The organism is Mycobacterium sp. IS-2888 (genome assembly GCF_001954215.1).
Classification (GTDB): domain Bacteria; phylum Actinomycetota; class Actinomycetes; order Mycobacteriales; family Mycobacteriaceae; genus Mycobacterium.
The window spans coordinates 1-15,824 of sequence record NZ_MBET01000054.1 but is presented as its reverse complement, the minus strand read 5'-3'; the positions used below and the strand labels follow the sequence as shown (position 1 = coordinate 15,824).

Here is a 15,824-nt window from a genome sequence, read left to right as displayed (position 1 = left end):
GTCGGCCAGCGAACGCACGGATGCGGGGGTTTTGTGGATGACGACGTCGTAGCGATACCGGGTCAGTTCGTTGTCGGCCGTCCCGCGTTTGACCTGAATGTCAACGCCCGCCACCGCCGGATGCTCGGCGGCCAAGCTGGTGAAAAACTCCGGCGCCAACAGCAATTCGGTCTCGCCGAGCATCGCGCGCTCGACTCGTTGGCGGATCTCGGCGGCATCGGCGGTATCGGTGCGCGCCAGCGCGACTCCGGTTTGAAACGCGCCCTGCAGCGCGTGGTTGCGCACATCGCCGACAAACACCGATCCACCCGGCGCCAATAACCGCATGGCACTGTCGATGACTTCGGCGAGATATGGGGCGTTGGGGAAGTACTGCACCACCGAGTTGAGAACGATGGTGTCGAAATAGCCGTGCGGCAGCGCCTCGGTGACGTGGGCGGGCTGGGCCAGCAACTGCACCCGATCACGCCACTCGACCCGCAATTGCTTGAGCGAGTGGGCGAGCTTGTCGATAGCGACCGCCGAGAAATCGGTGCCGACGTATTGCTCACAGTGCGGGGCGATCTGGGACAACACCAGCCCGGAACCAACGCCGATCTCCAACACCCGCCCAGGCCGCAGCGCCATGATCCGATCCACGGTGGCGGCACGCCACTGCGCCATCTCCTGCAGCGGAATCGGCTCCTCGGTGTAGCTGCTGTTCCAGCCGCGGAAATCCATCCCGAACTCCGGCGCCTCGACCTCGGCGCCGTAGAGCTCGTCGTAAAGGTGTTGCCACTGGTCGACGACCTCGGCGTCATCCTCAGCGGTGGCGGTGTGCTCGAGAGTGACGTAGGCGACGAGGTGGGAGCCGGTGCTGGCCTCGTGCACCGCGGCGGCGGCCTGGGTGACCTGCGGGCAGGCCAGCAGGGTGCTTTCGATTTCGCCCAGCTCGATGCGCTGCCCGCGCAGTTTGACCTGGGCATCGGCGCGGCCCAGATACTGCAGTTGCCCGTCGGCACGCCAGCGCACCAGATCCCCGGTGCGATACATCCGCGCGCCGGGGCCCCAAAGGGGTTGGCCACGAAGCGTTCCGCGGTCAGTCCCACCCGGCCCACATAGCCGCGCGCCACCGCGGGCCCGCCCACATACAACTCACCGACCACCCCGACCGGCGCCGGCTGTAACTGCCCGTCGAGCACCAGTGCGTACACCCCCGCAACGGGGGCGCCAATATTCACCGGATGCCCCGCCGTCAGCGGCGCACAGGTAGCCCAGATGGTGGTCTCGGTCGGACCATAGGCGTTGAACATCCGCCGGCCCGGCGCCCAGGCGGCCACCAAGCCTCCCGGGCAGGCCTCGCCTCCGGTGACGAGCGTTGTCAGGTCGTCGAGCCGGGCCCGATCCAGCGACGCCACCACCGTCGGCGTCAAAATGGCCGCGTTGACCCGTTGGCCTTGCAGCAACTCGGTCAAGGCAGGCCCGGCATACACGTCCGGTGGGGCCACCACCACCGCCGCCACCGACCCTGCGGCCCATAAGATTTCGAACACCGACGCATCGAAGGTCGGCGCGGCGACCATCACCACTCGCGCGTCCGCGCCCAATCCGAGCAGTTCGCGTTGCACCGCGGTCACCGCTAGCAGACCGGCGTGGCTGACCGCCACGCCTTTGGGCGCCCCGGTCGAGCCCGACGTGAAGATCACATACGCGCCGTTGTCGATGCCCAGCGTTGTCAACCGATCGGCGTCGGTGATCGGATCCGCGCGATACCCCGAGACATCCAGATCGTCGACGCGCAGCACTGGTCGCGCCCCGGCCCCGGCCACCGGGTCGGCGCCACACGCCAACACACACACCGCACCCGCGGCATCCAACACCGCTGCGATGCGCTCGACGGGGTGGGTCCGGTCGACCGGAACATAGACCCCGCCGGCCTTGGCCACCGCCCACCAGGCCACCACCAACTCCGCACACCGATCGATCGCGACGCCCACGGCGCGCTCGGGACCCACGCCCGCCTCGATCAACACCCGCGCCCACCGCGACGACCACTCATCAAGCTCGCGATACGACATCGCGCGGCTGCCGTCGATGACCGCTTGGGCGTCGGGGTCGGCGGCCACCGCCGCGGCCAATATCTGCGGCGCCACCCCCACGGGCGCCTGCGCCTCGATGCCAGACCACCGCCGCAGCACCAGATCACGCTCACCGCGATCCAGCAGCGACACCTCTCCGACGATCACCGAGGCATCGGTCACCACCGCCTCGATCACCCGGCCAAACCAGCCGACCAACCGCTCGATGCTGGCCCGGTCGAACAAATCCGTGGCAAAGGTCACCGCCCCGGTCGCCATCGACCCCGCCCCGTCGCCGGGCACCTCCGTCAGATCGAAATCGAGGTCGAATTTGGAGGTGCCGGTTGACATCGCCACGGGCTCGACGGCGACACCCTCCAGCGCCACCTCGGGACGCACATTGTTCTGGAAGACCATGCCCACCTGGAACAGCGGGTGATGGGCGGTGGATCGTACCGGGTTGAGCTGTTCGACCAACAACTCGAACGGGACATCCTGATTGCTGTAGGCATTGAGCGCCTTGTGCCGCACCCGCGCCAGCACGTCGCAAAACCGCTGCGCGGCATTGACACCCACGCGTAAAACCCAGGTGTTGACGAAAAACCCGACCAGATCATCGAGGGCCTCGTCCAACCGCCCCGCGATCGGCGAGCCCATCACCACGTCCTCACCGACACCCGCCCGGTGCAACACCACCGCCAACGCCGCCTGCAACACCATCGAGGCCGTCGCGTTGTGCACGGCCGCCACATCCTTGACCCCCGCCCACAACCGCGGGTCGATGCGCAGCGGCACCTGATCACCGCGGTAGCTGGGCACCGGCGGACGCGCCCGATCCGTGGGCAGTGACACGACCTCGGGCAGCTCGGCCAACTCCTGGCGCCAATAGGCCAACTGCGAGGCGATCACACTGTCGGGATCGGATTCGTCTCCCAGCCAATCCTGTTGCCACAGCGTGTAATCGGCGTACTGCACCGCCAACGGCGCCCAGGGCGGGGCTTGCCCGGCACGGCGGCTGGCATACGCGATGCCTACATCCCGGACCATCGGTGCCATCGACCAGCCGTCAAAAGCGATGTGGTGCACCACAATTCCCACCACATGCCGCTCGGGGCCCACGGCATAGATCTGTCCACGGATCGGAATCTCGCTCGACAGGTCAAACCGATACCCGGCCAGCGCCGCCAACTCGCCGGCCACATCCCGCTCGGGCAGCGACACCACGACCGCGCCCTTGTGTTGCCACATCCCCCGCCGCGCCGCCAACACCTGCTGGCACGGCACGCCGTCAAGATCGACGAAGATGGTGCGCAGCGCCTCATGGCGGGCGATCACATCGTCCAGCGCCGCTCCGAGCGCCTCGACATCCAACGCCCCGTTGACCCGAAAGGCGATCGGCATGTTGTAGGTCGCCACCCCACCCTCGAACCGGTCCAAAAACCACAACCGGCTCTGCGCAAACGACAACGGGACCCGTACGGGCCGCCGGTCGGCGACCAACGGCTTGCGGCGGTCCCCGTCCTCACCGATTCGGGGTGCCAACTGAGCCACCGTGGGCGCGTCGAACAACGTGCGCACCGCAAGACCGGCATCCAGGGCGGTGTTGATCGCCGCGATCACGCGCATCGCCGACAGCGAATCCCCGCCCAAATCGAAAAACGACTCGTCGACCCCCACCCGCTCCAGGCCGAGGACCCGGGCATAAATGCCGGCCAAGATCTCCTCGGTGGGACCCGACGGGGCACGATAACGATCCACATCGGTGTACTCCGGCGCCGGCAAGGCCCGCTTGTCCAGCTTGCCGTTGACCGTCAGCGGCAAACTGCCCAGCGCCACCACCGCCGCCGGGATCATGTAGGCCGGCAACCGCTCGGCCAGCCGGGTGCGTATCTCGTCCGGGTCAACCGCGCCAGTGACGTAACCGACCAGACGCTTGTCGCCGGGGCGGTCCTCGCGGGCAATCACCACCGCCTGCTCGACCCCGTCGAGTCCGGCCAGCGCCGCCCGCACCTCGCCGAGTTCGATGCGATAGCCGCGGATCTTGACCTGGTCATCGGCGCGCCCCAGATACCGCAGCTGCCCGTCGGTGCCCCAACACACCACATCTCCGGTGCGATACATCCGAGTTCCGGCTGTGAACGGGCACGCCACGAAGCGCGAACCGGTCAGCCCGGGCCGCCGCCAATACCCAACTCCCACACCGGCACCGGCCACATACAGCTCGCCCACCACACCCGCCGGCACCGGCCGCAACCACGCATCCAGCACGAGCAATGCCGCCCTCGGAACCGGCGAACCGATCGGCGCCCCCGAACCCGCTGTCAACGGCGCGCTGATCGCCGCATACACCGTGGTCTCGGTCGGGCCGTAGGCGTTGATCATCACCCGCCCCGGCGCCCACCGGTCGACCAGCTCGGCAGGGCACGCCTCACCGGCGACCACCAGCGCCGCTTCCAAGCCCTCAGGCGACAAAACCCCTACCGCAGAAGGGGTTTGGCTTAGCACGCTGACGTGTTCGGCGGCCAGTAAGGCGTGGAAGTCTTCCGGCGAGCGGGCCACCTCTTCGGGCACCACCACCAGCCGCCCGCCGTAGAACAGCGCGCCAAAGATCTCCCACACCGAGACGTCGAAGGCCAAAGAGTGCCACTGCGTCCACACCTGGCCCGGCGCCGGAAGGCCCGCACCCAACGACTCCAGCAACTGGGTCACGTTGCGGTGGGTAATCGCGACACCCTTGGGCACCCCGGTAGTGCCCGAGGTGTACAGGATGTAGGCGAGGTCATCGGGAGCCGGCACCGGTGGCGCCGTGCTGGGTTGTCTATCGACGCGGGGGTCGTCGACATCGATGACCAGCAACCGATGGCCGTCCAGCCGGTCGGCCAGCCCGGCGGTGGTGATCGCGGCGATCGGCGTGGCGTCGGCGAGCATGAACCCGACGCGGGACGCCGGTAGTACCGGGTCGATCGGTAGATATGCCGCACCGGTTTTCAGCACCGCCAAAATCGACATGATCGCCTCGGCGGAACGCGAAAACAGCAGCGCCACACACTCACCCGGGCCCACACCCTGGCCGATCAGCAGGTGCGCCAACCGGTTGGCCGCCTCGTCGAGCTGGCGGTAGGTCCACGAACACCCCCCGCACACCAGCGCCACCGCGTCGGGTGTGCGCGCCACCTGCGCGGCGAACAACGCCGGGATCGACGTCGGCGTGCTCGCCGGCTCGCTCAACACCGCCCGGTTGCCCCACCCCTCCAGCCGGGCGTGCTCGCGCGGATCCAGCAAGTCCACCGACGACAAGGGCCGCCTGGGGTCGGCGGTCATCGCCGCCAACACCCGGTCTAACCGCTGCGCCACATCGGTGACATCGAAATTCGAAAATGGCTGCCCGGCACCAGCCGTGCTGAGATAGAGCCGATCGCCGGCGCTAGAGAAGAACAGGCCAAAGCCATCCACGGGGCCCGCAGTGGTCAAGGAGGCCGATGCCGCGGCACCACCGAAGGCCAAAGTGAATATGGACGGGATGAAATTAACGCTCACCCTGCCGATTGGCTGACCCGGGCGAGCTTTGCGCTCAAGGGCTTGCACCGGAAACCTCTGATGCTGCAGCGCTTCCCGTATCCGCTTGTCAACATATTCACAAAAGCCAGCGACCGTACATGCGGGCGAAACCGTCAAGCCCAGCGGCACGATTCCGGCAACCATTGCGGGAAGCGTCCTTGATTCCGGACGCACTCGCCTGCCGACCGGGAAATCGAACACCACCTCCGGGCCCTCGGCGCACCACCCACGCACCAAGAGTGCGCACGCCGCGGTGATGACCGACGATCGAGGCACGTTCCACACCTCGGATAACTCTTCAACGCGGCGAAGGACCAATGGGTCCAATTGAACCGGCGCGGAAAGCCAGTACGGTTCCCGCTCGCCCGCGGCAGCGGGCAACCGGTCATGCGGTCCGCTTTCGGTTGGAAGGTTCCTGTTCCAATAGGCCTGATCGTCGAGATAGTCGTCGGATGCTTCGTATTCCAACTCGCATTCGACCAAATCCTGCAACGAGCCGAAGAACGCATCAGGTATCGGTGCGCCCGAAACAATCGCGGAGTAGACGGCTGCAATCCGCTGGCCAATCAGCGCAATCCCGGTTCCATCCACGACTATGTGGTGGCCGCACCCGAAAAAATAGAATTCCTCGGGCCCCGTGCGAAGCAATGCGAATTTGAACAGCGGGCCACTGAGTGGCATCGGCGTGCGCTGGATCGATGAGGTTATCCGATGCGCTTCTTGTACGGGATTGGGCGAGGAAGTCAGGTCGTAGAAGGCGAGCTCCACATCCGGGTAATCGATTGGCTTTTGGAAAACCTGGCCATTCACCTCAAAGATGGCAGCCCTGACAGGTTCGGCCTCGCTCACTACCCGACGGATCGCCCATTGAAGGGCATCGGGTTCTACCGTGCCCTCGATCTTCACGAACAGGCCGAGCTGCCACTCCGTGCCGGAGTGCCCCGTTTCCTGCGCAAGCCAAATGTCTAGCTGTCCGCGCGTCACCGGTAGTATCCGGTCGTCAGGTTCGCGCGCCAGCGTCAGTGCGCGGTCATCGAGTGCCATCCGAATCCCCCACCCCGCATGGTTCAGTTTTCAAAAGCCCTGCCCACTGCCAGCCTTTCGCGCAGACTTTTCGGCCGTCTATCGATCCTTTTCTCTTCGATGTAGTCCGGATACGCGACGCGATCCTCTTCACCCGAGACCATCCGCCAGCCGACTGGAACACCGGCAAAATTCCCCTAGGCCGTCTAGCCGAATGAGTGAAGCCCGGACCAAACCATAACGGAGGCATACCTCGTCCGTTGGGATTTCGAGAAAGTTTCTTGCTGTAAAACACATGTAAAACAACACATTTGGACGATCCCGCGCCTACATCACGGCCTCCGGTTTGCGGCCGGACCGTGCGAGCCCAGGCCTAGTGGGCCACCGCCGGACGAAGTCGCAGATCAATGACGTATAACGCGGAACTCCAAGCCTGCCTAACAAATTCGCGGCGGGACGCCGGTCCCGGGAGTTGCCCGAGCGTCCAAGCGGTGAACCGATCGCCCTGTAAAGCACATGTAAAACAACACATTTGGACGATCTCTTACCTACCTCGTGACCTCCGGTTTGCGACCGCAGTCTGCGCCGCCCACACCAGAACGAAGTCGCAGATCAATAACTTGGACGCCGGAACTCCAAGCCTGCCTAACAAATTCGCGGCCGGACCGCGGTCCCGGTAGTCGCCTAAGCGTCCAAACGGGCGAACCGGCCATCGCGGTAGTGCTCGACACACGCCGCTCGCCTGACCTTGCCGCTTGTGGTGATCGGAATCGAACCAGGTGGCACCACAACCAAATCCGCGAGGGCCAGACCGTGCGAATTCGATATGGCCGAGGTGACCTCACGCTTGACGGCGACGAGGCGGTCCGCCGCCTCCTCATCCGAGTCACCGCGATGCTTGACCTCGATGATGGCCACCAGCTCCTCCGTGTGGTCGCGCGAAACCGCTATGGCCGCGCACCTGCCCCGCGTGATCTCCTGGATGGTCGCCTCGATGTCGTCGGGTGAGTGGTTACGCCCGTAAACGATCAAAAGATCCTTGATGCGGCCGACGATGAACAGCTCCCCTCCGGAGAAGAAGCCCCGGTCTCCCGTTCGCAGCCACGGCCCTTCGGGCGTCCCCGCCGGCGGAGCGACGAGCCGTCCGCCGAACGTGCGCTGAGTCTCGTCGGGCTTCTGCCAGTAGCCCATAGCGATGTTGGCGCCGTGCATCCAGATTTCACCGGCCGCGCCCTCCGGGCACTCGACGCAGGTGTCGGGATCGACGATGCGAATCGTCGGTGACCGCGGCACCCCATAGCTGACCAGCGGTGTACCGGTCCCGCTATCGCACCGCTCCGCGTGACCGGCGGACAGCTTCTCGGATTCGAAATGGACGATCTCGGGAGGCCGAGCTGGTGTGCGCGTCGCCGCATACACCGTTGCCTCGGCGAGCCCATAAGACGGCCGTATCGCGTTGTCGGGCAAGTTAAAGCGCGCGAACCGATTGGTGAAACGCCGCAGCGTCGCGGGGTGCACCCGCTCGCTACCACTGAGGATGACCAGCACCTCCCCCAGGTCCAATCCGGCCATGTCCTCGTCCGAGGTTTTTCGCGTCGCCAATTCGAAGGCAAAGTTCGGCGCTGCCGAAAATGGATGGCGGTTGCTCGCCAGCAATTGCATCCAGCGGGCCGGTCGTTGCAGGAACGCCACCGGGCTCGTCAGCACGGTGCCGACCCCCGCCAGAATCGGCGCGCACACCCCCAGGACCAAACCCATGTCGTGATACAACGGCAGCCACGACACAATGCAGCCGTCCGCCGGCGGGACCCGTCCGTAATCCACGAAGAAGTCGGACATCAGCTGTTCGAAATTGGCCAGCACATTGTGGTGCGAGATCATGACTCCGGCCGGCTGACGGGTCGACCCGGACGTGTATTGCAGATACGCCACATCCGGATAGGTCTCGCGCCGGCCGCCCGATCCTGCCGGAGCGTCAAGCTCCAGCCGATCAACCTCGACGAGCGACGGAACGGATTCGGCGGACCGCGTCGCGTAGTAGGCAACCTTGCCCGCGACAGGGGACGTGGTGAGGACGACGGTCGGCGACGCGTCGCGCAGTACCGAGCTGACGCGCTCATCGCTGACGCCTCCGAGCGGAACCGAAAGCGGAACCGCGAGCTGCCCCGCTTGCAATGCGCCGAGAAACGCCACGATGTAGTCGAGCCCCTGGGGTGCCAATATGACGGCGCGGTCACCCGTCGATGCGCAATCTTCGAGCGCCCGTGCGACGTTCAGTGTTCGCCGGTACAGCTGCGACCACGTCAGGCTCTCCTCCACGCCGTTCCAGTCCTGGTCGTAATCGACAAACGTGAACGCCGTGTCATCGGGCTGCAGGCTGGCGCGTTCGCGCAGCACAGCCGGAACGGAAGTCCCCTCCACGGTCATCAGATTACCGTCGTCGCCGCCACCGTCGGGGACAAAACCCGGCAAGTCGCTGTACCTGTTCAGGTGTATCCGACCGCCGGACACACCGATCGCCTACAGTACGAACACCGTGCGAAAACTGGCGCCCGCGGCAGCCCACGGCAGGAGGATGCGTGACCACCGTTCCAAAAATGTTGGCATTGGGGCTTGTTGAGCCCGTTGTGTTCGGGGTGATCCTATTCACGGCGGCTTTCACGTTCGACTACTGGCAGGCATGGGTTTTCCTGGTGGTGTTCGCCCTGTCCGGGTGGCTCCCCAGCCTTTACTTACTGCGCACGAATCCCGTTGCGCTACAACGGCGGATGCGTGGCGGTCCGGCGGCGGAGACGCGAACGACGCAGAAGGTCGTGATGGCGGCCTCGTGGTCGTCGCTGGCGGCGATGCTCGCCCTGAGCGCGCTCGACCATCGCTTCGGCTGGTCGCGGGCCCCGGCCGCGGTCTGCCTGGCCGGTGATGTTCTGGTTGCCGTCGGGCTCGGGGTGATGATGCTGGTGGTCGTCCAGAACAGCCATGCGGCCGCGACCATCCGGGTGGAGGCCGGCCAGAAGGTCATCTCCACCGGGCTCTACGGGCTGGTGCGGCACCCGATGTACACCGGCAACGTGATCATGATGATCGGCTTCCCCCTCGCCCTCGGCTCCTATTGGGGGTTGCTCTTCGTCCTGCCCGGCCTCGGCGTGCTCGCCTGGCGCATCCGGGACGAGGAGAAGCTGCTTTCCGAAGAGCTGGACGGTTACCGCGAGTACACGCGCAATGTCCGTTATCGCCTGGTGCCGTGCGTGTGGTGATTGCCGGCTAGAGCAGTCCGAGCCGCTGCAACTCGGTGACGTATTTGACGATGATCGGCGGCGAGACGTGCGGGATGTCGTTGTCCGGCCCAATCTTGGCTTCCTGCACCGCAGCCCGGAAGCGGTCGGTCGGCGCGAGAGAACCGCGGACCGGCTCGATCGCGTGCACGTCCGGGGTATTGCGCAGCAGCAATTGCAGCACCTCCAGCACCGAGTGCTGGCGCTGCCGTTCGGGCAGGTCGCGCAGGGCGGCCTCGAAGCGTTGCAGCCACTCCCCGAAGTCGTCGATGCGCTCGATCGGGTAGCCGGCCTCGATCAGCCAGTCGACGAACTCATCGAATCCGATGCCGTCGTCGTGCGGGTTCATCACGTGGTAGGTCTCGAACCCGTCGACGACCTGGGCGCCCAGCGTGGCGATCGACTCGGCGACGAATCCGACGGGCAGTCCGTCGAAGTGCGCGCGTTGCCGGTTGCCGTCGGCGTCGAGCCGGTACACCGAACGCGGTGCGATACCGGTGGCCACCACGCTCAACACCATGCGGGAGAACAGGTCCGACTCGTTGAGCTGACCCACATAGGTGGTGTCGGCCATGACCATGTCGCAGCGAAACACCGCCACCGGCAGCCCACACAGGTCGTTGGCCTCGCGCAACAGGACCTCGCCGGCCCATTTGCTGATGCCGTAACCGTTGGCGTAGCTGCCGTCCATGGTGCGGGTGGGGCTGATGACCCGGATATCGGCGTCCTCGGTGAACGCCGACGGCTCGATCTGGTCGCCCACGTTGACGGTCGACACGTAGATGTAGGACTTGAGTTTGGTGGCCAGCGCCAACCGGATCAGCTCGGCGGTGCCCGCGACGTTGGGCCCGAACAGCTCGCTGTAGGGCAGGACGGCGCTGACCATGGCCGCCGAATCGACGATCAGGTCGACCGTGTCGGCCAGCCCCTGCCAGGCCTGCTGGTCCAGGCCGAGGTTGGCTTCGGCCTTGTCGGCGGCGATGACCCGCAGATGATCCCGGGCCAGATCCTGGAATCGCCACAGCAGATCCGGATCGCCGCGGTCGAAGACCTTGACGAGCCGGCGCCGCGCATCCTCGTCGGAGTCGGCCCGCACCAAACAGATCAGGGTGCCGTCGACCAGCTCCATCCGCTCCAGCCATTCCAGCAGCAGGTAGCGCCCCACGAAACCAGTTGCGCCGGTGAGCAATACCGTCCGCACCTCGGCGCTCGGGCCGGGCAGCGACGGGGCGGCGGAAAGCGTCGCGGCGTCGAGGAACTTGTCCAGCGTGAGGTCGGCGGCGTGCACCTCGCTGGCGTCGCGGCCGTGCACGGAGGTGAAGCCGTCCGCGTCGGCATGCCGACCGACCTGCTGGCTCAGGCCGCTTACCGACGGCGCGTCGAACAAGACGCGCACCGACAGGTGGGTATCCAGGGCGGTGTTGATCTTGGCGATCACCCGCATCGCCGAAAGCGAATCCCCACCGAGGTGGAAGAACGACTCGTCGACCCCGACCCGGTCGACGCCGAGCACCTCGGCGTAGATGCCGGCGAGGATCTCCTCGGTGGGGGTGGACGGCGCCCGGTAACGATCGCCCTCCTGGTACTCGGGTGCCGGCAGGGCGCGCTTGTCGAGTTTGCCGTTGACCGTCAACGGCAGGGCCTGCACCGCCACCACGGCCGCCGGCACCATGTACGCCGGGAGCCGCTCGGCCAATGCGGCGCGCGCCGCGGCCGGATCGGCGGTCCCGGTGACATAGCCGACGAGACGCTTGTCGCCGGGACGGTCCTCGCGGGCGATCACCGCGGCCTGCCGCACCCCGGGTTGCGCGGCCAGCGCCGCCTGCACCTCGCCGAGTTCGATGCGATACCCGCGGATCTTCACCTGCTCGTCGGTGCGCCCGAGATACTGCAGCTGCCCGTCGGGTCCCCAGCACACCAGGTCGCCGGTGCGATACATCCGAGTCCCGGGCCCGCCGAACGGGCACGCCACGAACCGCGACGCGGTCAACCCGCCCCGGCGCCAATACCCGCAGCCGACCTGGCCGCCGGCCACATACAACTCGCCGACCACTCCGGCCGGCACCGGCCGCAACCATGCGTCGAGGACAAACAAAGCCGCCGTCGGCAGGGGCGACCCGATCGGCACCACGCCCGACCCGGGCGTCAGCGCAGCGCTGATCGCGACCCACATCGTCGTCTCGGTCGGGCCGTATTCGTTGATCATCACCCGGCCGGGCGCCCAGCGGTCCACCACTTCGGCCGGGCAGGCCTCGCCACCGACCAGCAAGGCCACCGAATCCAAACCCTCCGGTGACAACGTCCCGACGGCCGACGGGGTTTGGCTCAACACGTTGACCCGTTCGTTGACGAGCAAGGCGTGGAAGTCTTCGGGCGAGCTGGCCACCGATTCGGGCACGACGACCAGCCGCCCGCCACGCAGCAGGGCGCCGAAGATTTCCCAGCCCGAAATGTCGAAGCTGTAGGAATGCCACTGCGACCACACCCGCTCGGGTCCCGGTGGCAGGCCGGTGTCGTCGAGCGAGTCGGCGAGCAGGGTGACGTTGCGATGCGTGATGGCCACGCCCTTGGGCACACCGGTCGTCCCGGAGGTGAAGATGATGTAGGCGAGGTCGTCGGCCGCCGGCGCGGGTAACGCGCTGCTGGGCTGGGCGGCTATCGCAGGGTCGTCGACATCGATGACCGCCAGGTCGCATCCCGCCAGCCGATCGGCCAGCCCCGCGGTGGTGACCGCGGCGATCGGCGTGGCGTCGGTGAGCATGAACTCCACCCGCGACCGCGGGTGGGCCGGGTCGATCGGCAGGTACGCCGCCCCGGTCTTCAGCACCGCCAACATCGCCATGATCGCCTCGGCGCAGCGGCTGAACAGCAACGCCACACATTCGCCGGGGCCAGCGCCGTGGCCAGAAAGCAAGTGCGCCAACCGGTTCGACGCCTCGTCCAACTCGCGATACGTCCACGACCGCCGCCCGCAGACCAACGCCGCCGCCGCCGGGTTGCTTGCCACTTGGGTGGCGAACAACGCCGGAATCGACAGCTCGGGCGTTGCCGGGCGGGTCAGCACACCCTGGTTGCCCCACGCGTCCAGGCGGGCGTACTCGGCCTCATCGAGCAGCTCCATCGACGACAACCGCTGGGCGGGATCGGCGGCCATTGCGTCCAGCACCCGCTGCAACCGCTCGACGAACACCTCGACGCTGGCGGCATCGAAGACGTCGGTGCGGAATTCCACCTGCCCGCCGATCCCGGCGGGCTCACCCGCATCGGTCCAGCGTTCACCGAGGGAGAACGTCAGGTCCATGCGGGCGGTGTGGGTGTCCACCGGCAGCGGGGCGACCTGCAGATCACCCAGGGCCAGCGCGGTGGCGGGGCCATTGTCCTGCCCGGCAAGGTTCTGCCAGGCCAACATCACCTGAACCAGGGGGTGATGGGTGAGCGATCGGGTGGGGTTGAGCCGCTCCACCAGCACCTCGAAGGGCACGTCCTGATGTTCGTAGGCGGCCAGGCTGCGCTGGCGCACCTGGGCCAGCACCTCGGCGACGGTGGGATCGCCGGTCAGGTCGACACGCAACGCCAGGGTGTTGACAAAAAAGCCGACCAGTTCGTCGAGCGCGGGGTCGCGCCGCCCGGCGATGGGGAATCCCACCGCCACGTCGGGGCTGGCGCTGAGTTTCGACAGCAACACCGCCAGGGCGGCCTGCATCACCATGAAGCTGGTCGCGCTGTGCTCGCGGGCCAGCCGGGCAACCCGCTGTTGCAGCTCGGCGGGCCAGTCCACGGCCACATTGGCGCCGCGGTAGTCGGCCACCGGCGGGTAGGGCCGGTCGATGGGCAGCGCCAGGCGTTCGGGCATGCCGGCCAGGGCGTCCTGCCAGAATTCCAGCTGCGCGGCGATGCGGCTGTCCGGGTCGGTCAGCTCACCGAGCTGGGTGCGCTGCCACAGCGTGTAGTCGACGTACTGCACCGCCAGATCGGGCCAGCCGGGGGCTTGCGCCGCGCAGCGCGCGGAGTAAGCCACCCCCAGGTCGCTCACCAGGGGCATGAGCGACACACCGTCGGCGGCAATGTGGTGCATGGTGGCCACCAGCACGTGTTCGTCCGGGGTGATACCGAAAAGCCTTGCCCGCAACGGAATTTCGGACGTCAGGTCGAACGTGTAACGGGCGGACTCCTCGATGGCCTTGGCCAGCCGGCCTTGCGTCCACGCGCTCGCGTCGACGACCTGCCACCCGTAGTCGGCCCGCTCGGCCGGGATCACCAGCTGCTGGGGGATCCCCTCGGGCGCCGGGAACAATGTGCGCAGGCTTTCGTGGCGCCCGACCACATCGCCCAGCGCCGCGCCCAACGCGGCGGCGTCGAGTTGGCCGCGCAGCCGCAACGCCACGGCGATGTTGTAGATCGGCGACGGCCCCAGCAACTGGTCCAAGAACCACAACCGGGACTGGGCGAACGACAACGGCACCACCGCGGGCCGCGGGCCGGCGACCAACGGCTCCAGCCCACCCTCCTCGGCGCCGATCAGCGGCGCCAGCTCGGCGACCGTCGGCGCGTCGAACACGCTGCGCACCGCGAGGCCCGCATCCAGGGCGGTGTTGATCGCGGCGATCAGGCGCATCGCCGACAGCGAATCCCCACCCAGATCGAAGAACGAGTCGTCGACCCCGACCCGCTCCAGCCCGAGCACCTGGGCGTAGATGCCGGCGACGATCTCCTCGATCGGCCCGGTCGGCGCGTGGAAGTGATCGCCGTCCTGGTAGTCCGGCGCCGGCAGCGCACGGGTGTCCAGCTTGCCGTTGGACGTCAGCGGCAGGGCGTCCAAGACCACGACCGCGGCGGGCACCATGTACGCCGGAAGGCGCTCGGCCAGCGTGGCGCGCGCCTCGGCCGGATCGGCGCTGCCGGTGACGTACCCCACCAGCCGCTTGTCGCCGGGGCGGTCCTCGCGGGCGAGCACCGCCGCCTGTTCCACTCCGTCCAGGTTGGCCAGGGCGGTTTGGACTTCGCCCAATTCGATGCGGTAGCCGCGGATCTTGACCTGCTCGTCGGCGCGCCCGAGGTACTGCAGTTGGCCGTCGGCGCGCCAATACGCCAGGTCCCCGGTGCGATACATGCGGGTTCCCGGCCCCCCGAAGGCGCAGGCCACAAACCGGGTCGCCGTCAACCCGGCGCGACCGACATAGCCGGCGGCCACGCCGGTGCCGGCCACGTACAGCTCCCCGACCACCCCCGCGGGCACCGGCCGCAACCAGCCGTTGAGGACGAACAACGCCGCCCCATCGACCGGCGACCCGATCGGCGGCGCACCCGAGCCCGCGGTGAGCGGGGCGCTGATCGCCACGCACATCGTCGTCTCGGTGGGACCGTAGGCGTTGATCATCACCCGCCCGGGCGCCCAGCGATCCACCACCTCGGGCGGGCACGCCTCGCCGGCCATCACCAGTGCCACCGAGTCGAGCCCGTCGGGTGACAACGCCGCCACGGCCGACGGGGTTTGGGTCAACACGCTGACGCGCTCACCAATCAGCGTGTCGTGGAAGTCTTTTGGTGACGCGGTCACCTCTTCGGGCACCACCACCACTCGCCCGCCGCGCAGCAACGCGCCGAAGATCTCCCACACCGACACGTCGAACGCCAGCGAGTGACACAGCGGCCACACCCCCGACGTGGGCAGGCCGGAATCCAACGGCTCCAGCAGCCGCGTCACGTTCCCGTGGGTGACCGCCACCCCCTTGGGCACACCGGTGGTGCCCGACGTGTAGATGAGGTACGCGAAGTCCGCCGCCGAGGGGGTCGGCAACGCGGTGGATGGATAGGTCCGGATGCGTGGGTGGGGGGGGGGGGCGCCCGGGCGGGGCTGGGCGGGCCGCCCGCCGGCCCCCGCGGGGGGGCGGGGGACCCCCCCGGGCGGCGCCGG

Annotated in this window: 4 protein-coding genes; 1 reads left to right on the top strand and 3 read right to left on the bottom strand. The window is 67.4% G+C overall.

Features of this window, described 5'->3' with window-relative positions; translation table 11 throughout:
* Window positions 1-62: 62 nt before the first annotated feature.
* Complete coding sequence (locus A5745_RS25330; RefSeq protein WP_371336889.1) at window positions 63-6,659, bottom strand: amino acid adenylation domain-containing protein; 6,597 nt, start codon at window positions 6,657-6,659, stop codon at window positions 63-65.
* Between the two features lie 663 nt (window positions 6,660-7,322).
* Complete coding sequence (locus A5745_RS09680; protein ID WP_217695276.1) at window positions 7,323-9,059, bottom strand: AMP-binding protein; 1,737 nt, start codon at window positions 9,057-9,059, stop codon at window positions 7,323-7,325.
* A gap of 176 nt (window positions 9,060-9,235) precedes the next feature.
* Between A5745_RS09680 and A5745_RS09675 the strand changes: the two genes are divergently transcribed.
* A complete protein-coding gene (locus A5745_RS09675) occupies window positions 9,236-9,892 on the top strand; it encodes an isoprenylcysteine carboxylmethyltransferase family protein (RefSeq protein ID WP_076115887.1) in 657 nt (218 codons plus the stop codon).
* A gap of 7 nt (window positions 9,893-9,899) precedes the next feature.
* Here A5745_RS09675 and A5745_RS09665 read toward each other — a convergent pair.
* The coding region (locus A5745_RS09665; protein WP_139329526.1) for a non-ribosomal peptide synthetase at window positions 9,900-15,824 on the bottom strand (5,925 nt) is incomplete at its 5' end.

Coding starts and splice junctions, on each gene's coding strand:
- A5745_RS25330 (WP_371336889.1), bottom strand. CDS start 6,659: ATGGCACTCGATGACCGCGCACTGACGCTGGCGCGCGAACCTGACGAC.
- A5745_RS09675 (WP_076115887.1), top strand. CDS start 9,236: ATGTTGGCATTGGGGCTTGTTGAGCCCGTTGTGTTCGGGGTGATCCTA.